At 66.7% G+C, this 25,514-nt stretch carries 28 protein-coding genes; 13 read left to right on the forward strand and 15 right to left on the reverse strand.

What is annotated here, in order from left to right:
- Positions 1-734: 734 nt before the first annotated feature.
- The 4 genes from PRN20_RS22490 to PRN20_RS22505 form a co-directional block, all read right to left on the reverse strand.
- Positions 735-1,121 (reverse strand): RNA-binding S4 domain-containing protein, encoded by a 387-nt coding sequence (locus tag PRN20_RS22490; protein ID WP_443112606.1) that lies wholly within the window; start codon positions 1,119-1,121, stop codon positions 735-737.
- 6 nt (positions 1,122-1,127) lie between these two features.
- Entirely contained in the window at positions 1,128-4,157 is a 3,030-nt protein-coding gene (locus PRN20_RS22495; protein ID WP_273959909.1) for a helicase-related protein, read from the reverse strand.
- Between the two features lie 546 nt (positions 4,158-4,703).
- On the reverse strand, positions 4,704-5,108 hold the full coding sequence (locus tag PRN20_RS22500) for a hypothetical protein (protein WP_273959910.1): 405 nt from the start codon (positions 5,106-5,108) through the stop codon (positions 4,704-4,706).
- Positions 5,109-5,217: 109 nt separating this feature from the next.
- Positions 5,218-6,012: a DUF3108 domain-containing protein gene (locus PRN20_RS22505; protein ID WP_273959911.1), complete on the reverse strand. Its 795-nt coding sequence runs from the start codon at positions 6,010-6,012 to the stop codon at positions 5,218-5,220.
- A gap of 217 nt (positions 6,013-6,229) precedes the next feature.
- Here PRN20_RS22505 and rpmB point away from each other — a divergent pair, with 217 nt between their 5' ends.
- Both rpmB and PRN20_RS22515 read left to right on the forward strand, forming a co-directional pair.
- A complete protein-coding gene (rpmB, locus tag PRN20_RS22510) occupies positions 6,230-6,517 on the forward strand; it encodes a 50S ribosomal protein L28 (protein WP_273959912.1) in 288 nt (95 codons plus the stop codon).
- A gap of 165 nt (positions 6,518-6,682) precedes the next feature.
- On the forward strand, positions 6,683-7,369 hold the full coding sequence (locus PRN20_RS22515) for a queuosine precursor transporter (RefSeq protein ID WP_273959913.1): 687 nt from the start codon (positions 6,683-6,685) through the stop codon (positions 7,367-7,369).
- Here the strand turns inward: PRN20_RS22515 and PRN20_RS22520 are convergent.
- From PRN20_RS22520 to cobS, 5 genes are read right to left on the reverse strand one after another with little or no spacing between them, the layout of a single operon-like run.
- Positions 7,366-7,737, reverse strand: a complete 372-nt coding sequence (locus PRN20_RS22520) for a YybH family protein (RefSeq protein WP_273959914.1) — start codon at positions 7,735-7,737, stop codon at positions 7,366-7,368. The two genes, PRN20_RS22515 and PRN20_RS22520, sit on opposite strands and share 4 nt — an antisense overlap.
- An 8-nt stretch (positions 7,738-7,745) precedes the next feature.
- The gene (locus PRN20_RS22525; protein ID WP_273959915.1) at positions 7,746-8,777 is read right to left on the reverse strand and encodes an esterase-like activity of phytase family protein; all 1,032 of its coding nucleotides are present in this window, start codon (positions 8,775-8,777) and stop codon (positions 7,746-7,748) included.
- Positions 8,774-10,669 carry a cobaltochelatase subunit CobT gene (gene cobT / locus PRN20_RS22530; protein ID WP_273959916.1) on the reverse strand — a complete coding sequence of 632 codons (1,896 nt, stop codon included), beginning with the start codon at positions 10,667-10,669 and terminating at the stop codon, positions 8,774-8,776. The genes PRN20_RS22525 and cobT overlap by 4 nt, the downstream gene beginning before the upstream one ends.
- Positions 10,669-11,418, reverse strand: coding sequence for a class I SAM-dependent methyltransferase (locus tag PRN20_RS22535; RefSeq protein ID WP_273959917.1), 750 nt, complete (start codon positions 11,416-11,418; stop codon positions 10,669-10,671). The genes cobT and PRN20_RS22535 overlap by 1 nt, the downstream gene beginning before the upstream one ends.
- Before the next feature lie 13 nt (positions 11,419-11,431).
- Positions 11,432-12,409 (reverse strand): cobaltochelatase subunit CobS, encoded by a 978-nt coding sequence (cobS, locus tag PRN20_RS22540; protein WP_273959918.1) that lies wholly within the window; start codon positions 12,407-12,409, stop codon positions 11,432-11,434.
- A 315-nt stretch (positions 12,410-12,724) separates the two neighbouring features.
- Between cobS and PRN20_RS22545 the strand changes: the two genes are divergently transcribed.
- Positions 12,725-13,039, forward strand: coding sequence for a hypothetical protein (locus PRN20_RS22545; protein WP_273959919.1), 315 nt, complete (start codon positions 12,725-12,727; stop codon positions 13,037-13,039).
- A gap of 3 nt (positions 13,040-13,042) precedes the next feature.
- Here PRN20_RS22545 and PRN20_RS22550 read toward each other — a convergent pair whose 3' ends face one another.
- On the reverse strand, positions 13,043-13,684 hold the full coding sequence (locus PRN20_RS22550) for a J domain-containing protein (RefSeq protein ID WP_273959920.1): 642 nt from the start codon (positions 13,682-13,684) through the stop codon (positions 13,043-13,045).
- Positions 13,685-13,734: 50 nt separating this feature from the next.
- Between PRN20_RS22550 and PRN20_RS22555 the strand changes: the two genes are divergently transcribed.
- Both PRN20_RS22555 and PRN20_RS22560 read left to right on the forward strand, forming a co-directional pair.
- Positions 13,735-13,995 carry a BolA family protein gene (locus PRN20_RS22555; protein WP_273959921.1) on the forward strand — a complete coding sequence of 87 codons (261 nt, stop codon included), beginning with the start codon at positions 13,735-13,737 and terminating at the stop codon, positions 13,993-13,995.
- Positions 13,996-14,240: 245 nt separating this feature from the next.
- Complete coding sequence (locus PRN20_RS22560; protein WP_273959922.1) at positions 14,241-15,269, forward strand: OmpA family protein; 1,029 nt, start codon at positions 14,241-14,243, stop codon at positions 15,267-15,269.
- Between the two features lie 3 nt (positions 15,270-15,272).
- On the opposite strand, the gene aroB is transcribed toward PRN20_RS22560, so the two are convergent.
- Entirely contained in the window at positions 15,273-16,388 is a 1,116-nt protein-coding gene (aroB, locus tag PRN20_RS22565; protein WP_273959923.1) for a 3-dehydroquinate synthase, read from the reverse strand.
- Complete coding sequence (locus PRN20_RS22570) at positions 16,381-16,974, reverse strand: shikimate kinase (protein WP_273959924.1); 594 nt, start codon at positions 16,972-16,974, stop codon at positions 16,381-16,383. The genes aroB and PRN20_RS22570 overlap by 8 nt, the downstream gene beginning before the upstream one ends.
- Before the next feature lie 131 nt (positions 16,975-17,105).
- On the opposite strand from PRN20_RS22570, the gene PRN20_RS22825 reads away from it, so the two are divergent.
- The 8 genes from PRN20_RS22825 (at position 17,106) to PRN20_RS22610 (ending at position 23,641) form a co-directional block, all read left to right on the forward strand.
- Positions 17,106-17,408, forward strand: a complete 303-nt coding sequence (locus PRN20_RS22825) for a hypothetical protein (protein ID WP_337956275.1) — start codon at positions 17,106-17,108, stop codon at positions 17,406-17,408.
- On the forward strand, positions 17,405-18,319 hold the full coding sequence (locus tag PRN20_RS22580) for a site-specific tyrosine recombinase XerD (RefSeq protein ID WP_273959925.1): 915 nt from the start codon (positions 17,405-17,407) through the stop codon (positions 18,317-18,319). The genes PRN20_RS22825 and PRN20_RS22580 overlap by 4 nt, the downstream gene beginning before the upstream one ends.
- Positions 18,316-18,906, forward strand: coding sequence for a YdcF family protein (locus tag PRN20_RS22585; protein ID WP_273959926.1), 591 nt, complete (start codon positions 18,316-18,318; stop codon positions 18,904-18,906). Before PRN20_RS22580 ends, PRN20_RS22585 begins: the two co-directional genes overlap by 4 nt.
- Positions 18,907-19,129: 223 nt before the next feature.
- Complete coding sequence (locus PRN20_RS22590) at positions 19,130-20,089, forward strand: acetyl-CoA carboxylase carboxyltransferase subunit alpha (RefSeq protein WP_273959927.1); 960 nt, start codon at positions 19,130-19,132, stop codon at positions 20,087-20,089.
- A 131-nt stretch (positions 20,090-20,220) separates the two neighbouring features.
- Positions 20,221-21,240 (forward strand): murein L,D-transpeptidase family protein, encoded by a 1,020-nt coding sequence (locus PRN20_RS22595; RefSeq protein WP_337956276.1) that lies wholly within the window; start codon positions 20,221-20,223, stop codon positions 21,238-21,240.
- A gap of 15 nt (positions 21,241-21,255) precedes the next feature.
- A complete protein-coding gene (locus PRN20_RS22600; RefSeq protein WP_273959928.1) occupies positions 21,256-22,041 on the forward strand; it encodes a L,D-transpeptidase family protein in 786 nt (261 codons plus the stop codon).
- Positions 22,014-22,622 (forward strand): hypothetical protein, encoded by a 609-nt coding sequence (locus PRN20_RS22605; RefSeq protein WP_273959929.1) that lies wholly within the window; start codon positions 22,014-22,016, stop codon positions 22,620-22,622. The genes PRN20_RS22600 and PRN20_RS22605 overlap by 28 nt, the downstream gene beginning before the upstream one ends.
- A gap of 119 nt (positions 22,623-22,741) precedes the next feature.
- Positions 22,742-23,641: a DMT family transporter gene (locus tag PRN20_RS22610; protein WP_273959930.1), complete on the forward strand. Its 900-nt coding sequence runs from the start codon at positions 22,742-22,744 to the stop codon at positions 23,639-23,641.
- Here the strand turns inward: PRN20_RS22610 and PRN20_RS22615 are convergent.
- From PRN20_RS22615 to PRN20_RS22625, 3 genes are all read right to left on the reverse strand, one after another.
- Positions 23,638-24,570 carry an SRPBCC family protein gene (locus PRN20_RS22615; protein WP_273959931.1) on the reverse strand — a complete coding sequence of 311 codons (933 nt, stop codon included), beginning with the start codon at positions 24,568-24,570 and terminating at the stop codon, positions 23,638-23,640. The two genes, PRN20_RS22610 and PRN20_RS22615, sit on opposite strands and share 4 nt — an antisense overlap.
- A gap of 115 nt (positions 24,571-24,685) precedes the next feature.
- The gene (locus PRN20_RS22620) at positions 24,686-25,192 is read right to left on the reverse strand and encodes an SRPBCC family protein (RefSeq protein WP_273959932.1); all 507 of its coding nucleotides are present in this window, start codon (positions 25,190-25,192) and stop codon (positions 24,686-24,688) included.
- A gap of 2 nt (positions 25,193-25,194) precedes the next feature.
- A complete protein-coding gene (locus PRN20_RS22625; RefSeq protein WP_273959933.1) occupies positions 25,195-25,497 on the reverse strand; it encodes an ArsR/SmtB family transcription factor in 303 nt (100 codons plus the stop codon).
- Positions 25,498-25,514 lie beyond the last annotated feature (17 nt).

Raw genomic sequence — 25,514 nt, forward strand, 5'->3', positions numbered from 1 at the left:
GGGCATGCCGATGCATCCGACAGCCCTCTGGCTTCGGAGTTCTCAAAGAGCGCATCTCCCGCGTGGGAGATGAAGCGGGGCCGGCGAGGCGCTGGCCTCACGCGGGTAGTCCGCAGATGAAACGAGGCTCGCGCCTCGCCGGCCGGCCGGGGTTTTGGGCGTATGGCACGATGGCCCGGGCGCATCCCGTGCCGCATCGCGAGGAACGTGCCGGCTGACAGACGGCCGGAATCCACCGAACCGCCCCGCCTTTGCGGCTGCCTCATGCGTGGCAGCCTTGTCCCCTGAACCAGCCTGCATTCGGATGGCTCCCGCGTGCTAGCGGCGTCCCCGGCGAACCGGTTCATGCCGTCGTGCTTTCGGCCTGATGGCGAACGACTCCACCACCACCCGGTCTCCCCTGCACCAACCACTCGTCATGATCTCGCTTCGGTACGGCGGACGGGGGGAAGAGTCGCACGGGTGGCGAGGCGTGGGGATAAGTCGGTTCGTGGGCGTGATTGCCGCGAGGTGTGAGCGTGGGGCGCACCCCCTCCCGGCCTCCCCCGTCGAGGGGGWGGTGAAGGGGGCGTGGGGCGCGGGCGGTGCTTGTCGCGCGTCCGGGGCGGGGGAGAGATGGGTCCCCGGGTCAAGCCCGGGGATGACGGGGATGGGAGGGGTGCGACGGGGATGGGAGGGGTGCGACGGGGAATGGAGGGGTGCGACGGAGGATGGGGCGCTGGTGGCGCCTGCCGCTAGTCCTCGCCGTCACCTTCCTCAAGGCGCAGCCGGTCGATTTCGCGGCGGTCGCGCTTGGTGGGGCGGCCGGCGCCGGGATCGCGTGCGGCGTGCGGCGCGGGCTTATCCTCACGCGGCACTGGCGGCGGGGAGAGGTCCTCGTAGAGCGTGGCTGCCTCGGGCGCCGGGCCGCGCCGGCTGCCCGGGTCGAGGATGCGCCAGACGAGCAGGCGCTCGTGGACCGTCATGGTCAGCACGTCGCCAGGACCGACCTTGTGGTCGGACCTGTCGGTGCGTTCGGAGTTGACCCGGATGGCGCCGGTTTCGATCAGCTTCTGCGCCAGCGTGCGCGATTTGACGGCGCGCGAGAAGAACAGCCACTTGTCGAGCCGTTGCTTCTCCAAGCGCAGCTACTCGCTCTTGGGGTTCCGGAGCGCGGCGAGCGCGGCCCAGGGCGAGTTGGGATCGAGCGGGGCGGGCTTGCGGTCTTCGCGCGGCCGGTGCTCCTTCCAGTCCTCGCGGGGCTTGTCGAAGCGCTTGCCAGCGGGCTTGCCGCCCTTGCCTTCGAACGGCTTGCCGTTGCGGCGATCGTCCTGGCGCGGGCGTCCGGCCGGCTTGCCGTCGCCGGCTTCGCGGTCGGGGCGGCGGAAGTTTCGCTTGGCGGCTTCGCCTTCACCAGCCTCCGCTGCCGCACCTTCGGGGCGGTTGCCGCGGTTGCGGTTGCCGCCGTGGCGCGCATTGTCGGGACGGCGGCCAGCCGGGAACCAGACCTCGTCGAACTCGGGCTCGGCGGGCTTGTCCGCGTCGCCGGGAGCCGAAGCACCAAGATCGGCCGTAGCGGTTTCGATCGCGACGGCTTCCTCGACCGCGGTCGCCTCGACGGCGACAGCGCCTTCGACGGCCTGCGTCGCTTCGGCGTTCACGATCGCTTCGGCAGCCTCGGGAGCGGGGGCAGGGGCCTCAGCCGTGGCTTCGGTTGCGTCTGCCTCGGTCGCCGGAGCAGCCACAGCCTTGGGCGTACGGCGGACACGATAGCCGAGCGAGCTGAGGATCGAGGCGAAGTCCTCGCCGGCAGTCCCGAGCAGCGAGGTCATCTCGACCGTGACGCGGAAGCCGTTGGCCTCGGCGGCGCCGGCCGGCAGTTCGCCCTGGTGGTTGCGGGCATCGAGCGCGATCAGCGGACGGATGATGTCCGCGAGGCGCTCGAGGATGTCGACGCGCACGGCGCGCTTGCCGGCAACCTTGAACCCGGCCAGCTCGTAAAGCTTGGTGTTGACCTCGGGATCGATGAGGAAGCTGGTGCGGCCGGAGAGCACGATCTGCGGCAGTTCGGAAATGCCCGGCTGGCGAATGCCGCCGTTCTTCAGCGCGTAGAGGATCAGCGCCAGCTCGCGCGGCGCGGGCTTGAGGCTCGCGGGCACGTAGATGTGGTAGGCGCCGAACTTGATCCCGAGCTTCCTGAGCTTGCCGCGGACGTCCTGGTCGAGGGCCTTGACCTCCTCGGCAACAGCACTGCGCGGCAGGATGCCCAGGTTCTCGTAGAGCCGGTAGGCAAGGCCGCGGGCGGCGCCTTCGATATCGGCCGGCGCCTCGAGGGCGAGCACGGTCTCGAGCTGGGTGTTGACGAGGTGGCGAAGCCAGAGGTTCAGCCGGTCCTGGACGCGCTCGAGATCGGGGCCGGTAAGGTTCTCGTCGGCGAGGATGATGAGCCGCGGCGTGAAGAGCTGCTCGCCCTCGGCGAGATTGGCGATGACCTGGCCGCGCCAGCGCACGTAGCCGTCGGTCGCGAGCACGAACTCTTCGTTCGGCGCACCGGCGACACGCTCGGCGCGGCGGGCGATCTCGGGGGCCACGACCTGCGCGGCGGCGGTCGCTACGCCCTTGGCATCGCCGCCTTCGGACCGTGCCAGTGTGAAGCGGAACCCTTCGATGGAGCCGATCAGGTGGCCTTCGAGGCTCACTTCGCCGAGGTCGTTAATTTCAGGCGATACCATATGCTTGTCTCTCAGATGGCGCATAAGCACCGAGGTGCGACGGTCGACGAAACGCTGGGTGAGACGCTCGTGCAGGGCGTCGCTCAGGCGATCTTCGATGTCGCGGGTCTTTTCGCGCCAATATGCCGGGTCTTCAAGCCAGTTCTTGCGATTGGCGACGAACGTCCAAGTACGGATCTGCTTGATCCGGTTGCTCAGAGTATCAATGTCGCCTGTCGCATTGTCGCAGAAGCGCACCTGCTCGGCAATCCAGTCGGCGTCGACATGGCCGTGGCGGCGCAGGTCGAAATAGATGCGGGTGATGATCTCGCCGTGCTGGGCCGGCGAGATGTCGCGGTAGTCGGGGATGCCGCAGCACTCCCAGAGCAGGCGGACAGCCGCCTCGTTGCTCGCCAGCGCTCCCGCTTCGTTCCGTGCTGTGAACTCGAGCGCATACTGATCGGTGGCGACGGGCACGCGGGTGAGGGCGCGGACCGGCGGTGTGCGGTCGAGGCTGGCCCTGAGGTCGGCGATCGAGCGGAAGTCGAGCTCGTGGTTGCGCCACTGGATGACGCGGACGGGCTCGAAATCGTGGGTCTCGAGCTGCTTGATCAGCTCCTCGTCGAACTCGGGCGCGTTGCCGGTGACGCCGAACGTGCCGTTGTGCATGTGGCGCCCGGCACGGCCGGCGATCTGGCCGAACTCGGCCGGCGTCAGCGGGCGCGTCTGGTGGCCGTCGAACTTGTGGTCGTCGGCGAAGGCGACATGGTGGACGTCGAGGTTGAGCCCCATGCCGATGGCATCGGTGGCGACGAGGAAGTCGACGTCGCCGTTCTGGTACATGTCGACCTGGGCATTGCGGGTGCGGGGCGACAGGGCCCCCATCACCACGGCGGCGCCACCGCGCTCGCGCCGGATCAGCTCGGCGATGGCATAGACCTGCGTGGCCGAGAAGGCGACGATGGCCGAGCGCTTGGGCTGGCGCGAGATCTTCTTGGAGCCGGCGTAGAGCAACTCGGAGAAGCGCGGCCGGTGGATGATCTCGGCATCGGGCAGCAGGTTGCGGATGATCGGGGCCATGGTGGCCGAGCCGAGCAGCAGTGTTTCACTGAGCCCGCGGGCGTGGAGCAGCCGGTTGGTGAAGATGTGACCGCGGTCGAAATCGGTCGCGACCTGGATCTCGTCGACGGCGAGACATTCGACCGGCACGTCGAGCGGCATGGCCTCGACGGTGCAGACCCAGTAGCGCGGCTTGGCCGGGACGATCCGCTCCTCGCCGGTGACGAGGGCGACATGCTGGGCCCCGATGCGGTCGACCACCTTGTGGTAGACCTCGCGGGCCAGCAGGCGCAACGGAAGGCCGATCATGCCCGAGCGATGCGCCAGCATGCGCTCGATGGCGAAGAACGTCTTACCGGTGTTGGTGGGCCCAAGAATCGCCTTGAGCGAGGAGGCGTAACCAGTCATTGGCCCCTATTTAGGTGATCGCCGGCCAACAAACGAGTGTCTCGTTGCGGAACATATCGGCACTGCTTTCCATGACCGAAATTAACCACTGGTACGAAGCAGGAACAAACCGGAAAGGAATCGGCTGCGACTCGGGAATCCGGGTTTGTTCACCACTGCATGTTGTGGTCGGTTTTCGATACTGCCCCAAGCAGACGGCAATGGTACGACGGCGGCGGGATTTCATCGTCCGCGGCGTTCAGCAAGGTTGCCAAGTGGTTGATTTCGGCTGATTTCGAACCGGAATCAGCGAAGTGTGAACGGGAGGTAAAGCACGTGCCCGTGAAGATTCTTTCGGCATTGACAGAGGCAGTGCCGCAACGCGGGCCTTTCCGGCCGCGGCGTTGGCAATAAAGCCATTGACCGTCCCGGAACGGGACAGCGTTTTTGGTAGGACTTCGTTAACCATAATTTTCCGCCGCCCGGCGGGCAGCCCCCTTTTGGAGGTCTGCCGGCACGAGGGGCCGCCAGTCTGTTGCCGGCGGTCCGGGGCGGCGGCGCAAGGCTTCAGCACTCGGCGACGAGCGGGGCCCAGTTGCTGACGACGGGCGTGCCGGCAACGACGACGCGGTACTCGGCGTCGATCGGCTGGGCGACCATCAGGTTCTGGGTGTAGCTGCCCATGATCACGCCGTTGGCGCCCTTGGTAGTGGTGACCTGGTAGGGGCCGGCGACGTTGCCGCCCTTGCGCACCAGCATGATGTCGAGCTTGCCGGGCTTGTTGGTCTGGACCCAGGCCGTCAGCTTGCCGTTGCCGGGACAGGCATTGTCCTGGGGTGAGACGATGCCGAGCTGGATCTTGGTGGGGACGAGCTTGCCGGAGTTGCCGGCCTTGAGCTCGAGGGCAGTGGCCGCGCCGACGAGCGCGACGGTGGTGGCGAGAGCGGCGAGTGCGGCTTTCGTGATCGTCATGTCTTCCTCCTTTGGCGCAAGCCATTGGCAGGAAGATGCGTCGCACCGCTTGAACGCGTGCTGAGGCAAGGATTTAGCCGGCGTTCATCGGCCCCGAGGCCGCGAGTGGCTACTCGGTGAGTTCGGTGAGCACGACCGACAGGTCGCCCGCCTCGGTGGTGATGAGCGAGCGATAGGGGATGAAATAGCCGGGCTTCTTGAGCGGCGCGAACCAGACGAGGATGCGCTCGTTGCGGGCGAGGTAGCTGGTGATCTCGTTGTTCAGGTAATGGCCCGAGATCGGCGTGTAGTGCACGCTGCACAGGACCAGCGGCCCCTGGTAGCCGGTGCGCTTGCTCGTCGCCGTGTCGTCCTTGACGTACTTGAGCGACAGGTTGAAGCGCTCGACACCGGTGAAGATGGGCATCTGCTTGTCGCACAGGCTGCGGTCGAGGGCGGCGCCCTTGAGCACGAACGGCGCCATCATGTCGGTGGCGCTCGCGAGGTGCTTCCGCTCGATCGCCACCCGGTCGATGTTGTTGACGATGGGCGGCGCGACCTGGAACGTCGCGACGCTGCCGTCCGCATAGGTGATGCTGGAGGTGAACTCCTCGCCCTGGGCGCGCGTCAGGAGATCGAACTTCGCCGAGCGGAGGCCGTCGGCGGCGGATATCCCGGTCGAGTTGGCCCGGGCGCTGCCGTGGGCGACGAGCTGGGCGAGCCCGGCGATCTTGGCATCGAGCGCCAGCGCATACTGGCGGGAATTGTCGGTGAGAGTGATGGTGACGTTGGCGATATGGGTGCCGCCCATGGTCACGGTGTATTCCGCGCGGGTGCGGGTTTCCTGCGCCATGGCAGGCAGGCCGACCAACGCCAGGGCGAGGGCCGCGACGCGAAAGGCTTGGCGGAAACCGGCGCTCGACACGAAAGTGGAACCTCTGGCGGCGTCCTCGGACGCGGGAAACGGCGAATCAGTATGTGTGGCCAAGTTGCCGCCGGGAGGCCTTGCTGGCAAGGCAAACGGCGTTCACAAGCTTGACGAGGAGGGCTTCTTTCTCTATGGACCCGCCCACAATCAAGAACAGACTACAGCCCGTTGCGCGGGATCGTCCTGCGCCCAGGGACTTTTGACAGGATTTGACATGGCTCGCCGCTGCGAACTCACCGGTAAGGGCGTCATGACCGGTAACAAGGTGAGCCACGCGCTCAACCGTACCCGTCGCCGCTTCCTCCCGAACCTCCTCAACGTTTCGCTTCTGTCCGATACGCTCGGCCGTACGGTCAAGCTGCGCATCTCGGCGAACGCGCTGCGCACCGTCGAGCACCGCGGTGGCCTCGATGCGTTCCTGCTCAAGGCAGACGACGCCGAGCTGTCGCCCGTCGCGCTCGCCGTGAAGAAGGAAGTGCGCGCGTCGCTCGCGACTGCCTGAGCCACTTCCGCATAGTTTCGACCGCGCGTTCCGCAAGGGGCGCGCGGTTTGCTTTGGGGCGGTTGCTGGCCGTCCGCATCAAGGCTAGAAGACCCCATCGGAGCAGATGCTCCGCGTTCCGCCCCGGTCTGATGCCGGCCAGCGGGCTAGATAGAGGTGCAGGATATGCTCGCTCGCTTTGCCGCGGCCATCGCGGCCATGGTCGTGGTCGTCACCGCGTCCAACATTCTCGTGCTCTACCCGGTTCAGGCCACGCTCGGCCCGATCAACCTGGCGGACCTTCTGACCTGGGGTGCCTTCACCTACCCCTTCGCCTTCCTCGTCACCGATCTCACCAACCGCTATGACGGCGCGGCGCGCGCCCGGCAGGTGGTGGTGGTCGGCTTCGTCGCGGCGGTCGCTCTCTCGTTCTACCTGAGCTTCAATCCGCTGCCGTGGAACGTTGGTGGGGCACCGGCCACGACGGCGCGTATTGCCACGGCCTCGGTGACGGCATTCCTCATCGGGCAGTTGCTCGATATCTCGGTGTTCTCGCGGCTCAGGGCCAGCAAGAACTGGTTCCTGCCGCCGCTGGTCGGGTCGCTGGCGGGCTCGCTCCTCGATACCGCGATCTTCTTTTCGATCGCCTTCGCGCCGGCCTTCGCCTTTGTCGACGGCATCTATGGCCGCGAGGATGGTTCGCTCGGCTTCCCGGCGCCCTTCCTCAGCCTCGGGCCCGAGGTGCCGCTGTGGTTCTCGCTGGCGGCCGGCGATTTCCTCGTGAAGTTCCTTGCGGCGCTGCTGCTGCTCGCGCCCTACCGGATGCTGATGGGCAGGATCATGCCGCTGCCGCCGCTCAAGGCCGCCGCCTAGCCAGGCAGCCGGCTCAGGTGTTCGTGGACGATCCACCAGCGGTCGTCCACGCGCCTCAGTACTGTGGTGCCGCGGCCCGAGCCCGAGATCGGCTTGCCGTCGGCAACGGCCTCCCAGTTGAAGCGGTAAATGCAGGCGGCGGCGCTGTCGCCCTCGGCGATCCATTCGAGCTGGTCGAGCCAGTAGCGCTCGCTGGGCCCCATCGTCTGCCACGTCGCCTCGAACGCCGCGCGGATGGCGTCGATGCCGCGATGTGTCCCGCTCGTGAACCAGAACGTCGCATCGGGGGCGATGAGGTCGGTCAGGAGGTCGAAGTCCTGCCGGTTGATGCGGTCGGTGTAGGCCTGAAGCACGTCCCTCGCCGACATCGCGCAGCTCACTCCGGCAGGCTGAACTCGAGGAGCAGGTTGCGCTCCCAGTCGTTGAAGTTGTTGTCCGATACGATCGTGATGCGGGTCGAGCCGTCGGGCGCCGTGTGGACGGCGAGGGCTTCCATGTTGTCGATGTCGCCACCGGCGGCATGGAGCAGCAGTTCGCCCTTCATGTGCGCCCCCGCCTTCACCTCGGCGGCCGGAATGCGGACGAGCCGCATCTGGAAGGCGAGGAGAGCGATGCCGCGCTCGAGCACCAGCAGGTCGCCGTTGGCCATGAAGGCGCAGTCGGTCGGGTTGGTGCCGCTGCCCGAGACATAGCCCAGCGGCCCCTTGTCGTTGCGGCCCAGCAGATAGGCCGAGTGCAGGCCGTCATCGTCGATGACGCCCTCGGTGAGCAGCAGGGTCGAGCCGGCGATCGGGGAGGCCTCGGGCGCGATGCAGACCGCCTCAAGCGTCTCGTTGGTGCGCGTATCGCTCAGCCATCTGGGGATGCTCACCTCGCGCGCCGGCCCCTGCGGGCGGCCATCGACGAGCGCGAAATCGGCGACGCGGGTGAGGTTTTCGAAGCCGACGCGCACGGCGCTGGGCCGACCGTCGCGGAAAATGACGGTCAGCGCCTCGGCATCGCGCGTATAGGCGCGCGGCAGCTCGTCGCCCTTGGAGTTCTGGATCGGCTCGATGCGCACACCGATCAGGCCGACCGGGCGGGCGTTCTCGTCATAGAGCAGCTGGCCGGTGACGAAGTTGCCCCGGTCGGAGACCATCACCAGCTTGTTGTCCGGCCCCGTGAAGCCGAGGCCGGAGAGCCCGCCGAACGTATCAGTCTGGCTCTTCATCTCGATGCCACCGCGCCAGACGAGGCCCTGCACGCGTTCGCCGATGCCGGCCGACATGAAAGTCGAGATGGGGATGGAGGTGACCGTCTCAGCCTCGGCGCGTGCCCCGATGGCCGCGGCGCCAAGGATGGCGGACAGGGCACTGACGATCATCAGGCCCGCGGCAGCAAGGCGCGAGGCACCCCGCCGCCTGGTCATCCGTATCTACTCTGGCGTTGGGAACCCGGCGCCTCTTCGTCAAAGAGGGCGGCGAGCTCGTCGGTGAGGGCCCCGGCCAGTTCCTCGGCGTCGAGCAGCGTGACGGCGCGGCGATAGTAGCGCGTCACGTCATGGCCGATGCCGATCGCCACCAGCTGCACGGGCGAACGGGTTTCGATCTCTTCGATCACCTGACGCAAATGGGCCTCGAGGTAATTTCCGGCGTTCACGCTCTGGGTCGAATCATCGACCGGCGCGCCGTCGGAAATCACCATCAGGATGCGGCGATTTTCGGTCCGCCCGAGCAGGCGCTTATGCGCCCACTGCAGGGCTTCGCCGTCGATATTTTCCTTGAGCAGCCCCTCGCGCATCATCAGGCCGAGGTTGCGCCGGGCGTGACGCCAGGGCTCGTCTGCGGCCTTGTAGATGATGTGGCGGATGTCGTTGACGCGGCCCGGATTGGGCGGGCGCCCCGCCTCGAGCCAGGCCTCGCGGCTCTTGCCGCCCTTCCAGGCGCGCGTGGTGAAGCCGAGGATCTCGACCTTGACGCCGCAGCGCTCGAGGGTCCGCGCGAGGATGTCGCCGCAGATCGCCGCGATGGTGATCGGGCGGCCGCGCATCGAGCCGGAATTGTCGAGCAGCAGCGTCACGCAGGTGTCGCGGAAATCGGTGTCCTGCTCGACCTTGAAGCTCAGCGCCCCCAGCGGGTCCGTGACGACGCGGGTCAGGCGCGCCGTATCGAGCAGGCCTTCCTCGAGATCGAATTCCCAGCTGCGGTTCTGCTGCGCCATCAGGCGCCGCTGCAGCTTGTTGGCCAGCCGGGCGACGGCCCCGGCGAGGCTCTCGAGCTGCTTGTCGAGCAGGGCGCGCAGCTGGTCCAGTTCCTCCGGCGGACAGAGGTCGGGGGCGCGTACCACCTCGTCGAACTTCTGGGTGAAGATCTTGTAGTTGAAGACGTTCTGGAATTCCTTGGCGTTGGCGCCAGGGGGCGGGGCATTGGGCTGGTCGGCCCCTTCCTCCGAGAACTCGTCTTCGTCCGACTCGGTGAAGTCCATCTCGGCGCCTTCGACGTCGCCCTGCTCCTCGGACTGGCCGGGGGTCTGGTCTTCGTCGGCCTCGGCGTCTTCGCTCTCGCCTTCGCCCTGCTCGGGATTCTTCTCGTCGTCCTGGCCGCGCTGCGGCTCCTCGTCCTCGCCCGATTCGCTGTCGTCGCTCTCGCCGTCGTCGAGGTCGCTGTCGGGCACGAGGCTGAGGTCGCGCAGCAACTGCCGGGTGGCGCGGCTGAACAGGTCCTGGTCTTCGAAGCGGGTAAAGAGGGTGGTCAGCGAGGGGCCCGCCTTCTCCTCGATTTCCTTCTTCCACAGATTGACGATCGCGTTGCCCGAGGGCGGTATCGAGATACCGGCAATCTTCTCACGCAGGATCAGCCCCAGCGCCTCGGCGAGGGGAGCATCGGCCTTGTCGTTCACCTCGGCGAAGTTCTGGCGGAACAGCCGGTCCTCGAGCATCTCGTGGATGTTGCCGCTCATGCCGGGCATGCGGACGGCGCCCAGCGCCTCGACGCGGGCCTGCTCGAGCGCGTCATAGGCGGCGCGCGCTTCGGGCTCGGCCGGCGCGCGCTTCCGGTGCGTTTCCGGGTCGTGGCTGGCGAGCCGCATCGCCATGGCGTCGCCCTGGCCACGGGCAATGGCGATGTCGCGCATCGTGGGCAGGCGCGGCAGGTTCGCGAGCCGGGCCTTGTCGGCGGTCAGGATCGGCCGGTCGGCCGAGAAGCTCACCTCGAGATCGCGCTTGTTGCCGATGGCGCGCACGGCCGCGCCCATGGCCGTCTTGAACGGCTGGGTCGTGTCGGGCTTGTTCGGCTTGCTGTTATTGCGCGGCGGAGGGGCCATCAGGAATCTCGTCTGGCAGGCTTGGTCAGGGACATCAGCAGGAACATCGGGCGGGTCAGTTCGGTCGCCTTCCAGTCGGGATGGGCGGCGAACTGTTCGTCCGATGGCTTCCACTCATCGACGGCCTTGTAACGGAACCCAGCGCCGGTGAGGATGTTGAGCATGGTGCCGATGGTGCGGTGGTACTTCACCACGCCGTCGACGATCCAGTTGGTAACGCGGCGGCCTTCGACGCAATAGTCGGCGATCGCGAAGGCCTGCCGTCCGTCGGCGGCGGCGACCCATTCGGGTTCGGCGCGGGCGGCGTAGATCGGGTGCTCGACGGAGAACACGAGCTGGCCGCCCGGCGCGAGGGCGTCGAACAGCATCGCGGCGATGCGGCCGAAATCCTCGACATAGTGCAGCGCCATGGAGCTGACGATCAGGTCGGCGCTATCGGGCGCCAGCACCAGTTCGTCGAGGTTGCCGCGGGCGTAGGTGACGGCCGGATTGGTCGTCTCCGTCCTGGCCCGCGCCAGCATCTTTTCGCTGAGGTCGATGCCCAAAACCGAGCGGGCATCCTCTTCGCCGAGCCAGCGGCTCAGCTGCCCGAAGCCGCAGCCCAGATCGACGACGCGTTTGTCCGCAATCCCCGGCAGGAGGGCGCGAAATGCCGGCCACTCGCTCGTGGCCCCGAGGCCATCGCGCGAGCGCGGGAATTCGCTGTACCCGGCCAGGAACTTCGGGTCGTCGTAGATATTCTGGGCCACAACGGCCTCCAGATCAGGCGACCACCGCGAGGTTCGCGGCCGATTCCGGCAGGTCTTCGCCGAACACGCGCTGGTAGAACTCGGCCACCACGGGGCGTTCGAGCTCGTCGCACTTGTTGAGGAAGGTCAGCCGGAAGGCGAAGCCGACATCGCCGAAGATCTCGGCATTCTCGGCCCAGGTGATCACGGTACGCGGGCTCATCACGGTGGACAGGTCGCCGTTGATGAAGGCCTGACGGGTGAGATCGGCAAGGCGGACCATGTTGGAGACGATCTTCTTGCCCCTCTCGCCGGTGTAGGTCTTGGCCTTGGCGAGGACGATCCCGACTTCCTTGTCGTGCGGCAGGTAGTTCAGCGTCGTGACGATCGACCAGCGGTCCATCTGGCCCTGGTTGATCTGCTGGGTGCCGTGATAGAGGCCCGACGTATCGCCCAGACCAATGGTGTTGGTCGTTGCGAACAGCCGGAAGGCCGGGTGCGGGGTGATGACGCGGTTCTGGTCGAGCAGCGTCAGGCGGCCCTGCGTCTCCAGCACGCGCTGGATCACGAACATCACGTCCGGGCGGCCGGCGTCGTATTCGTCGAAGACGAGCGCGATGTTGTTCTGCACGGCCCAAGGCAGGATGCCGTCACGGAATTCGGTGACCTGCTTCCCGTCCTTGAGCACGATCGCGTCCTTGCCGACGAGATCGATACGCGAGACGTGGGCGTCGAGGTTGACGCGGACCAGCGGCCAGTTGAGGCGCGCCGCGACCTGCTCGATATGGGTCGACTTGCCGGTGCCGTGGTAGCCCTGGACCATGACGCGGCGGTTGAAAGCGAAGCCGGCGAGAATGGCGAGCGTGGTGTTGCGGTCGAACAGGTAGTCCGGATCGGCCGGCGGCACATGCGGATCGGTTTCCGCATAGCCCATCACCTTCATGTCGCTGTCGATGCCGAAGGTTTCGCGGACGGAATATTCCTTGTTCGGCAGATTGGTGAATTCAGGCATTTTGACGAGGCTCTCGGGAAGAAATAGGTCAAGACGACTGCCTTGGCGATTGCGGGCTCTATAGCAGCATCGCGGGCGCGGCGGTAGGGCCGGATGGCGCTGCGGTGACGCTACGTCACAAAGGACATCTTGCTGCAACTGCACCGTTCCCGGGCACTATCGCGGCAATGAATGGCACCATCAGAAACATTCATCGACGGACCCCGGTTCCAGAGACGAGGAAGCGCGTATTCGCCTCAGATTGTTGCCCGTCGATTGACGCTCGACGCACCCGGCGGCCCGATACTCCAGCAACCCCATCGGAGGAGGTGCGGCATGCTGGTCCGCCTACTGTTCGCGCTGTCGCTTTTCGTGGCTCAGGTTCTCGTCTTGCCGGTACTGGCGCAGGAGCCGGAGGTGCCGGGGCCGGAGCTTGCCGAGGTCATCGCCGACACCAGTTCGGCCATCTCGGTGGAAGTGAGCCGGCAGATCGACCTCGTTGGCGCCGAAGTGCGCGGGCTGGCGTTCCAGATGGGCATCACCTTCATCGTGGCGATCGCGCTGGCGCTCTTCGTCGGCATTGTCGTCGGATCGCTGGTGGCCTCGCTGGTTCTCAGGCGGACGCTTCTGCGCCCGCCGCCGTACCAGTGACTGCTAGCGCCCGACGAAGCCCTTCTGCTTGAGGTGCGTGTAGGCGGCGATGATGGCGCGGAGGCGATCTTCGGAGCTCTTGTCGCCGCCATTGGCGTCGGGGTGGTGGAGCTTCACCAGCGTCTTGTAGGCCACGCGGATATCCTCGGCCTTGGCGTAGCCCGAAAAGCCCAGCGTCTCGAAGGCGCGGCGGTCGGGCTCGTGCAGCGGCTTCACGCGCTCCTGCTGGGGCTGCTTCTGCTGGTGGCGGGCGTAGCGGGCGAACACGCCAAACGGGTCGTTGACGCGCTTGGCATTGGGGTTGCGCTGAGCGCCGCGCGGCATGCGCGGACCCGAACTGGAGCCGGGCTTGGCGCCGAAGCCCCAGCTGGGGCGGCCGTCCGTTTCCTTCTCGCGGGTGAGTTCGGCTTCCATCTCCTCGGGCTTCATGCCGGAGAAGAAGTTGAACACCTGATTGTAGTGCCGCACGTGCTCGAGGCAGAAGTGGTGGTACTCCCCCACGGCCCGGTTGCCCTTGGGAGCCTTGTAGAGGCCGGGCTGGTCACAACCCTCCCAGCCACAGACCGGCACTTCCGGTTGCGGTTCGGGTTCGGGATGCCGCGAACGGATCCTGATGCGGTCGAAATACTTGGAATCGAGCTTCATCAATCCTAACTACGGGCTCGTGCCACTCCTCCAACTGAACCGGTATCCATATGTCCGTTCGCGACCAGATTGCAGAAAAACTTTCGGTCAAATTCACGCCGACCCACCTTGAAGTGATCGACGAGAGCGACAAACACAGGGGGCATGGCGGTTATCGCGAGGGTGGAGAGAGCCATTTCCGCGTCCGCATCGCTTCCCCCGAATTCGCCGGAATGCCTCGCGTCGCGCAGCATCGCGCCGTCATGCAGACGCTCGATGCCGAACTCAAGGGAGGCGTCCACGCGCTCGCCATCGAGGTGGTGAGCGGCTGAGCGCAGGTTTCTGTTGATCGCTGGATGATTGCCATATGGGGCTCGGTTCGCCGATTGCAACTTGGGCGATCCCGTGGCGGCGCTAAGTGACGGTCACGGCGGCGGAAATCGCCCCCGGAGCCCGGCAGACACTGATTTTGCGGCCAAAGCCCGGCCAACAGGTGGCCGCTTCGCCACGTTCTCTCCGAATTATCGCCCCAGCTCCTGCCTAGCGATGCTCTCGCAGACAGAAACGGAGGGCGACCATGTCACCGAGGAAGACCTATGCGGCCGTCGCGGCCGCTCTCATGCTGTGCGCGTTGCCCGGCAGCGCGCTCGCAGCATCGAGCACATTGCAGCTGATCATCGGCGGCGAGGCCTATGACGGCCCGCCCAAGTTCGAGGTGACCTTCGACGGCAAGGTGCTGGGCGAGGGCGCCGTGAACGCGGCCATCGACACCGCGACGGTCGGGCGCTTCGCCGATGCGGCGGACCGGACGGCCTATGTGCAGAGCTTCGACTTCGATATCCCCGAGGAGATGTTCAAGCCGGGTGGCGAGGTGCGGGTGCGGCTCGTCAACGAGGCCTATGGTGGCGACGGCTCGAACCGCGACCGCAATCTCTACCTCGCCGCTGTCGCCGTGAACGGCCGCGCGGTGACGGTCTCGGGCCTCTCCACGCAGGGCACCAAGGCCGATACCGAAAATGAAGTGCTCGCCGAGTTCCTGGTGCTGCGCGACGGCAATGTCGAGGGTGTCTCGAAGGCACCGGCCGGCGGCTGGCCGCTGCCCGACGCCACGATCGCCGCCGCTCCGATACCGGCCGAGAAGGTGAAGACCGAGGTCGCGACGGCATCGAGCGAGAAGCCGCAGGCGGTCAAGGCGCTGAAGCTGCCATCGGCCAGCGAGACGGTGACGGAAACGGCGAGCCTCGAAGAGACGCAGCCGGAGGTCGCCGGCAATCCCGTATGCACACGGGACGAACTCTACAACGTGATCGGCTTCAACGAGAACTCGAACGACCTGACGCCGCGGCTCAGGCAGCGGCTCGACCAGATCATCGCCGATATCGGCGAGGAGCGCTGCACGGTGCTGGTCACGGGCTATTCGAGCAAGCAGGGCAATCACGCCACGAACGCGCTCTTTGCCATCGAGCGGGCGCAGAACGTGCTCACCTATCTCAAGCAGGCCGGCCTCAAGTTCGAGAAGGTCACCGCGGCCGGCGCCGGCGCCACCGAGCAGTTCGGCGACACGTTTTCGGCCAACCGGCGCGTGGTGATCTCGGTCGCGCCGTAGGCGTCAGGTCGAGCGCATCTCTTCGAGATAGGCGCGGACGGTGTCCGGGTCGACGTTCTTCTCGATGAAGGCTTCGCCGATGCCGCGCGTCAGGATGAAGGTGAGTGCGCCACGCACCACCTTCTTGTCCTGCGCGATGGCGCCCATCAGGTAGTCGGTATCGGGCAGTTCGCCGGGAATGTCGGCGAGGCGGGTCGGCAGACCCGCAGCTTGCAGGTGCTGGGCGATACGGCCGGCGTCCTGGCTGGGCGCGAGGCCGAGCCGGGCTGAGAAGCCGTGCGCCAGCACCATGCCGATCGCGACCCCTTCGCCGTGCAGCAGGCGATCGGAGTAGCCCGTCGCCTTCTCCAATGCGTGACCGAAGGTGTGGCCGAGATTGAGCAGGGCGCGCACGCCTGTTTCCTTCTCGTCGGCAAGCACGAAGCGGGTCTTGCTGGCGCAGCAGCGGGCAACCATTTCGGCCCGCAGCGCGGCGTCGCCGGCAAAGATCTGGCGCCGGTTCTCCTCGAGCCAGAAGTAGAACTTGGCGTCGTCGATCAGGCCGTACTTCACCACCTCGGCATAGCCGGCCGCGAACTCCCGTTCCGGCAGCGTCACCAGCGCATCGAGATCGGCGAGGACCAGCCGCGGCTGGTGGAAGGCGCCGATCAGGTTCTTGCCGTGCGGCGAGTTGATGCCGGTCTTGCCGCCGACGGACGAATCCACCTGCGCCAGCAGCGAGGTCGGGATCTGGACGAAGTCCATGCCGCGCCGGGCGATGGCCGCGGCGAATCCCGCGAGATCGCCGATCACCCCACCGCCGAGCGCGATGATGAGGTCGCCGCGTTCGAGGCGGGCTTCGAGAATGGCTTCGACCACCTCGCCCAGCCGGGCGAAGGACTTGGTCGATTCGCCATTGGGGAGGACGATCGATGCATAGCCGAGACCGGCGCGGTCGAGCGAAGCGGTAAGGCGCGGCAACTGGGCCCGCGCCACTTCGCTGTCGGTGACGATACCGAAGCGGCGGCCGGGGAACATGGCGGCGAGGCGGGCGCCGGCTTCATCGATCAGGCCGGGGCCGACGAAGATGTCATAGGCGCGGCCGGGCAGGGCGACGTGGACTTTGGTCGGCTCAGCCATTGCTCTCGGCCTCCTGAAGGTGGGCGAGGAGCGCGTCGATCACTTCGGCCGCCACCTGGTCCTGCGGCACGTCGCGCGAAACCACGGTCACGTCGGCTTCGCCATAGATCGGATAGCGGACCTCGATGAGTTTCTGCAGCGTCTCGCGCGGATTGGCCGTCTTCAGCAGCGGGCGGTTGGAGCGACGCGACACGCGCTGGAACAGGAGCTCGAAATCGGCCTTGAGCCAGACCGAGATGGACTCCGCCTTCACCAGCGCGCGCGTTTCGGGGTTGATGAAGGCGCCACCGCCGGTGCCGAGCACGATGTGATGGTCCTTGAGCAGCCGGGCGATCACCTTCACTTCACCGGCGCGGAAATCGGCCTCGCCATGGGCCTTGAAGATGTCCTCGATGGTCATGCCGGCGGCCTTCTCCACCTCTTCGTCGCTGTCGACGAAGTGGCGGCCGAGGCGGGCGGCAAGGCGGCGGCCGACCGTGGTCTTGCCGGCGCCCATCATGCCGATGAGGACGATCGGACGGTGGCCGAGGAGCTTCAGCAGCTCCTCTCGCCGGTCGTTCTGCGCCGTCGTCCCGTCGCGTGACATCGCTTTACCCCGTTCGCGCGGTTTGAACCGTTAGGGCGCCATAAAGTCAATGGCTGCTAATGGTTGTCGCGCCCTTGATCGCCTGCGACAAACAGGGGACACTAGCCTCTGCGTGACAAGAGCGGTTTGCCATGCCCACCCTTATTCGTCTGATCGTCATCCTGCTGGTCCTGGTCGGCATCGGCTATGGAGCTATGTTTGCGCTCGTCGCCATGGTCGAGCCACGCGACAAGCAAGTGACGATCCGGATTCCGGCGCGCGAGCTGGTTCCCCAAACCGGGCGGGACCCGCTCGTCCGGCGCGAAATCGACACCACACGCACGACGACCGTGCCGGCGGCGGCACCGGTTGCCGCTCCCGAGGTTCCTGCCGCGCCCGCTCCAGCTCCCGCCACCGATGGCAGCGTGACAACGCTCGCGCCGGGAATCGAATGAGCGGCGGCCACCTGGTCGAAACCTTCCTCGAGATGATGGCGGCCGAGCGGGGCGCCGCCAGGAACACGATCCAGGCCTATCGGCGCGATCTGGGCGACTATTGCGATTTTCTCGCGCGGCGCAGCTCCGGGCCCATGGCCGCGGGACGCGAGGAGGTTACGGCTTACCTCGCCTTCCTCGAAGCGCAGGGGATCGCCGCCTCATCGAGCGCGCGAAAGCTCTCGGCCATCCGCCAGTTCCACAAGTTTCTCGCCGCCGACCAGATTCGCGGCGACGACCCCACGCGCATCGTCTCGTCGCCCAAAGCTCGCCGCGGGCTGCCCAAGGTGCTGTCGATCGCCGAGATCGACCGGTTGCTCTCGCTCGCCGAATCGGAGGTCGAGCTGCCTGAGGCGAGCGACGCCCAGCGGGCGATGTCGGGGCGGCTCTATGTGCTGCTCGAGCTGCTCTACGCCACGGGCATGCGCGTGTCCGAACTGGTCGAGCTCAAGCGGGCCGCGGTGATGCGTGACGCGAGCTTCCTCACCATCCGCGGCAAGGGCGGCAAGGAGCGGATCGTGCCGCTCACCGACCGGGCGCGCGATGCGGTGAAGGCCTATCTCGCCAGGCTCGAGCCGGGGCCGTGGCTGTTCCCGGCAGGCGGGGAGTCCGGGCATCTGAGCCGCCAGGTCTTCGGGCGCGAACTCAAGGGGCTCGCCGCCCGCGCGGGAATCGCTGCGGCCCGCGTGTCGCCGCACGTGCTGCGCCACGCCTTCGCCAGCCACCTGTTGGCGGGCGGGGCGGACCTGCGGGTCGTCCAGACCCTGCTCGGGCACTCGGATATCTCCACCACGCAGATCTACACCCACGTCCTCGACGAGAAGCTCAGGGCGTTGGTCGAAAGCCATCACCCGCTGGCGGAGGAGGGGTGAGCGCTCGCACTATCCGTCGAGCGCTGGGCCTCGTGCTGGCTGTGGTCGTACCCGTGGCGGGCTGGGTTGCCGTGGATACCTGGACCTACGGCATGGGCAGCGATCCCGGTCCGGCCGATGCGGCGCTGGTGCTGGGTGCTGCCGTCGCGGGGGACCGGCCGACACCGGTGTTCACCGAACGACTGCGGCATGCGGTCGATCTCTATGCCAGCGGGCGGGTCCGGATGCTCGTCATGACCGGCGGCAGGAACCCCTCGGACGCGCTCGGCGAGGCCGAGGCGGGACGGGACTGGGCCATTGCAGCAGGCGTGCTGCCCGAGGCGATCCTCGTCGAGACGAGTTCGCGAACCACGAGGCAGAATATCGACTTCGCCAAGCCGATCCTTGCCGAGCACGGCCTTACCCGGGTGCTTGTCGTCAGCGACCCGTTGCATCTCAGGCGGGCGGTGACGATGGCGCGGGATGCCGGCATCGATGCAAGGCCGTCTCCGACGCCGACGAGCCGGTACGCAACGCTCGGCACGCAGGTGCCGATGCTGATGCGGGAGGTCTGGTTCAGCTTCGTCTACCGGCTGACCGGGCAGTAGCCTCGCCAGACGCATGGGGACGGGCTTCACCACATCACCGCTGGGCGCTTGACTCGCCGGGCCGCCGTCGCCACTTTCCGGCCACTTTGAGGCGCGACTGACGCGCCTTCCGATGGAGCCGCCACCGCTGGAACGGCGGCTGCTCCAGGTCTTTGATGTGGTCGCGCCTTCGAACCGGAAAAGTCCGCGACTTTTCCTGAATGCGCTCTAGCTGGCGGGTTGGATGACGTCCTATCTCGATTTCGAAAAGCCGGTCGCCGATCTTGAAGGCAAGATCGCCGAGCTCAAGTCCATCGCCACGTCCGACCAGGCCGTGTCCATCGACGAAGAGGTAAACCGGCTGAGCGCCCGGGCCGACGAGGCGCTGGTCGACATCTACAAGAAGCTCACGCCCTGGCAGAAGACGCAGGTGGCGCGCCATCCGCAGCGCCCGCACTTCTCCGACTATATCAGGACCCTGATCACCGAGTGGACGCCGCTCGCGGGCGACCGCAAGTTCGCCGAGGATCCGGCGCTGCAGGCCGGCTTCGGCCGCTTCAACGGGCAGCCGGTGGCGATCCTTGGGCAGGAGAAGGGCTCCAATACCGAGAGCCGGCTCAAGCACAATTTCGGCATGGCGCGGCCCGAGGGCTACCGCAAGGCCGTGCGCATCATGGATATGGCGGATCGCTTCGACATTCCGCTGATCTCGTTCGTCGATACGGCCGGCGCCTATCCGGGCATCGGCGCCGAGGAGCGCGGGCAGGCCGAGGCCATCGCCCGCTCGACCGAGCGCAGCCTCGAGTTGGGCGTGCCCAACATCGCCATCATCATCGGTGAGGGCGGTTCGGGCGGCGCCATCGCGATCGCCACCGCCAACCGCGTGCTGATGCTCGAGAACGCCATCTACTCGGTGATCTCGCCGGAAGCGGGTGCCTCGATCCTGTGGCGCGATGCGGCCAAGGCGCAGGACGCGGCCAACAACATGAAGATCACCGCCACGGACCTGCTCTCGCTCGGCGTGGTCGACGGGATCATCCCCGAGCCGGCGGGCGGCGCGCATCGTCATCACGCAGAGGTGATGGAATCGACCTCGCGGGCGATCAGCCAGTTCCTCACCGATTTCCCGGGCAATCGCGGGCGGCTGGAGATCAGGGAACACAGGCGGGATAAATTCCTCGCCATCGGCACCAATTTGAGTTGATCGGCACCGCCGACGCATCGCAGAACCACCCTAACGGGCGGGTAACCATGCGCGATTACTGTATGGTAACCGTCCGTTCGTAACCCGGACTATCAGGGCAGACATTTTTTCGGGTAGCGACTTTGGGCAAAATGCTCCGATCCATTCTTCTTCTCGGCGCCAGCCTCGCCGTGGCGACGACGCTTGCCGGGTGCGGCGGGCTGAAGCCCGGCAATGCCAAGGCGATGCAGCCGCTGAAGTCCGACACTTTGCACAAGCTGGCCAGCATGGGCGCCTCGCCCGGCTCGGGCATGATGGTCCGTATCTTCAAGGAGAGCTCGGAGCTCGAGGTCTGGAAGCAGACGGCGAACGGCTCCTACAAGCACTTCAAGACCTACGAGATCTGCGCCTGGTCGGGAGCGCTCGGGCCCAAGATCAAGGAAGGCGACCGCCAGTCGCCCGAGGGGTTCTATACGGTCACGCCCGGGCTGATGAACCCGAACTCGAGCTACTACCTCGCGTTCAACACGGGCTTTCCCAACAAGTTCGACCGCGCCTACGGGCGCACGGGCTCGGACCTGATGGTGCATGGCGATTGCTCGTCGCGCGGCTGCTACTCGATGACCGACGAGTCGATCGCCGAGATCTACGCGCTGGCGCGTGAGAGCTTCAAGGGCGGTAACCCCTCGTTCCAGCTGCAGATCTACCCCTTCCGCATGTCGGCGCAGAACCTCGCCAAGCATGCCGACAACCCGAACATGAGCTTCTGGAAGGACATCAAGGAAGGCTACGACCGGTTCGAGATATCGAAGGCTCCGGTCAACTGGGATGTCTGCAACAAGGAATATGTGTTCGACGTTCCGGCCGGCACCTCGCTCGATGCCCTGGGCGCCTGCCCGGTGACGGTGGCGCAGAACATCCCGGATTCGGTCAAGGCCAAGGCGGCGGCGGACGACGCCGCGGTCGCCCAGGAGGTCGCGAACCTCGCAGACAAGGCGGCCCGGGCCGCGGCTGAAGCCCAGAAGCAGGCCGATGCCGAAGCTGCAGCCAAGCAGCGCGGCGACGCGATCGGCAGCTTCTTCGGCGGCCTGTTCGGCGGCGGGCAGGAGCAGGGCGTGATCGATCCATCCAAGGCCGCGCCCAAGCCGTTGCCGCGGCTGCCGCGGGCCTAGCGGAGGCCGCTTGCCATGCGGCCTCGCCGCCACCATTTGGGCATGGTCGTCGTGTTGGTGGTCTTCACCGTCGCGGCGATCGTGGTGGGGCACTCGCTCCTGAGCCAGTGGCGGGGGGACCGGACCATCACAACGGAGCGCCAGTTCGACCGCACGGAGTTCCTTGCCGAACTCGAGGCTGCCGGCTTTGCGCTGGGCGACGCCGCGCATGTCCGCATCTACAAGCGCGAGCACAAGCTGGAGCTGTGGTTGAAGCGGGCGGCGGATGGTGGCTACACGCTGTTCCGCGACTACGACATCTGCACCTTCTCGGGCCAACTGGGTCCCAAGCTCAAGGAGGGCGACAAGCAGTCGCCCGAAGGGTTCTACCGGGTGGGGCTGAAGCAGCTCAATCCCAACTCGCGCCACCACCTGAGCTTCAATCTCGGCTTTCCCAATGCCTTCGACCGCCAGCATGGCCGCACCGGCTCGGCGCTGATGGTGCATGGCGGTTGCTCCTCGGTGGGTTGCTATGCCATCACCGATGCCATTGTCGACGAGGTCTATGCAGTGGTCGAGGCCGCGCTCGAAAGGGGCCAGGATGCAGTGGACGTGCACGTCTTTCCGTTCCGGATGACGGCGATGTCGCTCGCTGCCGAGATCGGCAGCCCCTGGCTTTCCTTCTGGCGCAACCTCAAGATCGGGCATGATCTGTTCGAGGCCGCCGGAGTGCCGCCCAAGGTGGGTGCCTGCGGTGGTGAGTATCGCTTCGGCGAAGACGCGGAGGAGGCCGAATGCGCCGCTATCGCCGCCTGGTCGTGATCGACCGGCTCATCCCGTTCCTCGCCGCGATCGTCGGGCTGGTGGCGCTCGCCGGTGCCGTGGCCGTGCAGCTCAATACCGATGCGCGGAACGCCGCGATGACGACGGCGCTGGCCGAACTCAGAAGCTCCGTGGATGCGCTGGGCGCGCGTTCGGACGAGCTCGCCGCCGCCGGAGACGACGGTACGGCGGAGGGCCTCCTGGCGCTGCAGGACCGGATGAACAAGCTCGAGGGTGCATGGGACGAGCAGAAGACGGCACTCGCAGCCGTCCCGGCAGCAGCACCCGGTGCCCCCGCCGGGGCAGCCACGCAGGCGGCGGCGATTGACCCCAACCTGCCCACGACCGACTGCATTCCGCTCGGCACGCGCTTCATGGTCATCCCGAACGAGACCTTCCCGATCTGCCAGTCCAATGCCGTCATCAAGGTCGGGCCGATCACGGCCGATTCCGTCTTCGTCGAAGGGCCGGGCGAGGTGGTCGAGGCCGGGTTCGCCATCCTGCCGGGAACGCGATGCGCGATCATGGTGTTCTCGGCCGACGCCGCCGGGTTCGGCGAAGCGCGCGTGACCTGCACCTGAGGCAGCGTCTCCACCATTGAGGGATCGAGGGGGCGTGCGGCGATGCTGCCTCCGGGGGGACGTTCCCATTCCCTCTGCAACCCGCTACATCGATCCGTCACGTCTTCGAGTCCCCCGCCTTGTCCGCTCCCATCGCCCTCAACCATTCGGCCGCGCTCCGCGGCATGGCCCTCGGCATCGCGTCCTACACCCTGTTCGCGGTGCACGACGCGCTGGTGAAGAGCGTGATCCTGGCGTCGCCGGTGGTGCAGATCCTGTTCGTCAGGAGCGTCGTGATCGTTGCCATCTGCCTCGTTATCGGGCGGCGTCAGCTGGTCGTCGATCTCGTCAGGTCGGGCAACAAGCCCATGCTGCTGCTGCGCGCCATCCTGACGCTCGCCGCCTGGTGCATGTATTACTCGGCCGGGCGCGAAATGCAGCTCGCCGAGATGACGACGCTCTACTATTTCGCCCCGGTCATCACGATCGTCCTGGCGGTGATCTTCCTCAAGGAGCAGCTGACGCTGGCGCGGGTCGGCGCCGCCGCCATCGGGTTCTTCGGCGTGCTCGTCGCCTCCAACCCGGCCGGGCTGACCTTCGGCATCCCGGCGCTGATGGTGCTGGGCGCGGCCTTCTTCTGGGCCGTAGCGATGATCCTCATGCGCTCGATCTCGAAGTCCGAGAGCTCGATGGTGCTGATCTTCTCGCTGAACCTGTTCTACACCTTCGCGATGGGCCTGCTCTCGATCCCGTTGTGGACGGCGATGGATCCGCTGCAGGTGCTGATCCTCGTCGCCACGGGCATCGTGGGCGGTACGGCGCAGTACGTGCTGGTCGAGGCGGCCCGGCTGGTTCCGGCGAGCGTCCTCGGCACGGTCGAGTACTTCGCCCTGATCTGGAGCTTCGTCTTCGGCTTCCTGTTCTGGGGCGAGCAGCCGGCCGGCGTGGTGTTTATCGGCGCGGCGCTGGTGATCGTCGCGGGGCTGGTGCTCGCCTGGAGCGAACGGCGTCCGCGACGACCCGTGGTGGACGCGCCCTAGGCGGCAGGCGCCGCGAGTTCGGGCAATACGCCCTTGCCGGTTTCGATCAGCTGCCTGAGACTACCCTGGATCAGGGAGGTCCAGGCGTCGGTGCAGGTCTCGTAGCACTCGACGGCCGGCTTCAGTCCGACATGGGTGAATACCACCTCGGTCTTGCCGCCCTTCGGCGCGATGTCGAAGGTGATGGTGGTGCCGGTCCACTCCGTCTTGTCCTCGAGGAAAGCCAGCCGGCTTTCGAGCACCTGCCAGGCGACGCGCCTGCCGGGGACCAGTTCGGTCACCTCCTGCTTGGAATAGTGGATGTCTTCGTAGCGGTAGGTGAAGGTGTCGCCGAGCCGACGGCTCTGACCCTCGAACCTGCCGCTCCACCAGGACCGGGGGTCGTTGATGGCGGCGAAGACCGCCTCCGGGCTCTGATCCACGGTGAAGGACGTGGTGTAGCTGTTGGCAGCGATGCCAGTCGGGTCATCGGCAGTGAGAGTTGCGCCGGCATTGGGCTGGCCCTTGCCTGACGTGATGAGGCTCTTGAGGCTGCCCTGGATGTAGGTGCCCCAGGCGTCATGGCACACCGCGTAGCACTCGTGGTCAGGCGCGAGGCCGATATGGGTGAAGGTGAGCCTCGTCTGGTCCCCTGCCGGCTCGATGACGAACTCGATCGTCGTATCGATCCATTCGGTCTTGTCCTCGGTGAAGCTGAAGAGGTTGTTCAGCACCCGCCAGGCGACCTTCCGGCCTGGGGTCGAGGTGATCACCTTGAGGGTGCAGCGGTGCAGGTCGCGCGCCGAGTAGTACCAGACGTCGCCCACTGCTGCCGTCCTGCCCTCGATGTCCTCGGACCACCATGCGCGGGGGTCGTTGATGGCGGCAAACACCTCCTCCGGGCTTTGGTCCACCGTGAATGTGGTGGTGTAGTTCCTGTCGTTCTTCATCGTGCTTCTCCTTGGTCGTCGGGATGGGCGAGGCAAGCCTCTCCCGTTGCCGGTCCCGGCGGTGTCATCCGCCGGCGGCCAGTTGGTGATTTCGATGTTGGTTCAGCTCGCTAGGTCAGGGGTCGAGCTGCAGCTCCCCGAGGCCGTAGCGATCGACGTAGACGGCCTGCATCTGCCGCCATGGAGTGTCGAAATCGGGCAGTGCTTCGCGCTCCAGCGCCTGCGCGAGCCGGCCAAGGAACACGTGCCAGCCCGGCAGCATGAGGGCACAGGTGGCGAAGGGCATGTGCCGATGGGTGAAGACGACCCGGGTGCCACCGGCCTCCGCGGCCAGTTCGTAGCGGATGGTGGAATCCGGCGCGTGGCCGTTGGACCAGTGCAGCTCCAGCGTGGTCGGCGGATCCCAGACCAGCACCTTGCCCCGCATCGGCTTGATGCCGTCGAGCATGGTCTCGTACCGGCCGCCGACATGCGGCTCGACATAGGACTCGCCCATCCAGTCGGCGAGGCGCTCGGGATCGGTGAGCGCCCGCCAAACCTTTTCGGGCGGGCGCGGATAGTGGCGTTCGAAGCGGACGTCGATGTGGTCGCCGTGGCGTTCGTAGGTGCCCAGGTCGCGCATGGTCAGTCGCTCCGGCCGAGGTGGTCGCCGAGTGCGTCGAGCTTGTCCGCCCAGAACTCTCGGTAGGGCTGCAACCAGGCGTCGAGTTCCAGCAGCGGGCCGGGATCGAGGCTGTAGTAGCGCTTGGGCCCATCGACGCGGATGCGGACCAGCCCCGCCTCGCGCAGCGCCTTGAGGTGCTTGGAAACATTGGGCTGGGGCAGGTCTAGGGCTTCGACCAGAGACCCGGCCGGGACCTCGCCGGCTCGCAGCAGGGCGAGGATGTCGCGGCGCACGGGGTCGGAAATGGCATTGAAGATGGTCATGCCAGTTATATGCCGTA

The sequence above is a fragment of the Devosia sp. ZB163 genome (assembly GCF_028613635.1).
GTDB lineage: Bacteria > Pseudomonadota > Alphaproteobacteria > Rhizobiales > Devosiaceae > Devosia_A.

Excerpts from the sequence above, each read along its gene's own strand:
- PRN20_RS22495 (WP_273959909.1), bottom strand. The coding sequence starts at position 4,157 with ATGACTGGTTACGCCTCCTCGCTCAAGGCGATTCTTGGGCCCACCAAC.
- PRN20_RS22500 (WP_273959910.1), bottom strand. The coding sequence starts at position 5,108 with ATGACGATCACGAAAGCCGCACTCGCCGCTCTCGCCACCACCGTCGCG.
- rpmB (WP_273959912.1), top strand. The coding sequence starts at position 6,230 with ATGGCTCGCCGCTGCGAACTCACCGGTAAGGGCGTCATGACCGGTAAC.
- PRN20_RS22515 (WP_273959913.1), top strand. The coding sequence starts at position 6,683 with ATGCTCGCTCGCTTTGCCGCGGCCATCGCGGCCATGGTCGTGGTCGTC.
- PRN20_RS22520 (WP_273959914.1), bottom strand. The coding sequence starts at position 7,737 with ATGTCGGCGAGGGACGTGCTTCAGGCCTACACCGACCGCATCAACCGG.
- PRN20_RS22525 (WP_273959915.1), bottom strand. The coding sequence starts at position 8,777 with ATGACCAGGCGGCGGGGTGCCTCGCGCCTTGCTGCCGCGGGCCTGATG.
- cobT (WP_273959916.1), bottom strand. The coding sequence starts at position 10,669 with ATGGCCCCTCCGCCGCGCAATAACAGCAAGCCGAACAAGCCCGACACG.
- cobS (WP_273959918.1), bottom strand. The coding sequence starts at position 12,409 with ATGCCTGAATTCACCAATCTGCCGAACAAGGAATATTCCGTCCGCGAA.
- PRN20_RS22545 (WP_273959919.1), top strand. The coding sequence starts at position 12,725 with ATGCTGGTCCGCCTACTGTTCGCGCTGTCGCTTTTCGTGGCTCAGGTT.
- PRN20_RS22550 (WP_273959920.1), bottom strand. The coding sequence starts at position 13,684 with ATGAAGCTCGATTCCAAGTATTTCGACCGCATCAGGATCCGTTCGCGG.
- PRN20_RS22555 (WP_273959921.1), top strand. The coding sequence starts at position 13,735 with ATGTCCGTTCGCGACCAGATTGCAGAAAAACTTTCGGTCAAATTCACG.
- PRN20_RS22560 (WP_273959922.1), top strand. The coding sequence starts at position 14,241 with ATGTCACCGAGGAAGACCTATGCGGCCGTCGCGGCCGCTCTCATGCTG.
- aroB (WP_273959923.1), bottom strand. The coding sequence starts at position 16,388 with ATGGCTGAGCCGACCAAAGTCCACGTCGCCCTGCCCGGCCGCGCCTAT.
- PRN20_RS22570 (WP_273959924.1), bottom strand. The coding sequence starts at position 16,974 with ATGTCACGCGACGGGACGACGGCGCAGAACGACCGGCGAGAGGAGCTG.
- PRN20_RS22825 (WP_337956275.1), top strand. The coding sequence starts at position 17,106 with ATGCCCACCCTTATTCGTCTGATCGTCATCCTGCTGGTCCTGGTCGGC.
- PRN20_RS22580 (WP_273959925.1), top strand. The coding sequence starts at position 17,405 with ATGAGCGGCGGCCACCTGGTCGAAACCTTCCTCGAGATGATGGCGGCC.
- PRN20_RS22590 (WP_273959927.1), top strand. The coding sequence starts at position 19,130 with ATGACGTCCTATCTCGATTTCGAAAAGCCGGTCGCCGATCTTGAAGGC.
- PRN20_RS22595 (WP_337956276.1), top strand. The coding sequence starts at position 20,221 with ATGCTCCGATCCATTCTTCTTCTCGGCGCCAGCCTCGCCGTGGCGACG.
- PRN20_RS22600 (WP_273959928.1), top strand. The coding sequence starts at position 21,256 with ATGCGGCCTCGCCGCCACCATTTGGGCATGGTCGTCGTGTTGGTGGTC.
- PRN20_RS22605 (WP_273959929.1), top strand. The coding sequence starts at position 22,014 with ATGCGCCGCTATCGCCGCCTGGTCGTGATCGACCGGCTCATCCCGTTC.
- PRN20_RS22615 (WP_273959931.1), bottom strand. The coding sequence starts at position 24,570 with ATGAAGAACGACAGGAACTACACCACCACATTCACGGTGGACCAAAGC.
- PRN20_RS22620 (WP_273959932.1), bottom strand. The coding sequence starts at position 25,192 with ATGCGCGACCTGGGCACCTACGAACGCCACGGCGACCACATCGACGTC.
- PRN20_RS22625 (WP_273959933.1), bottom strand. The coding sequence starts at position 25,497 with ATGACCATCTTCAATGCCATTTCCGACCCCGTGCGCCGCGACATCCTC.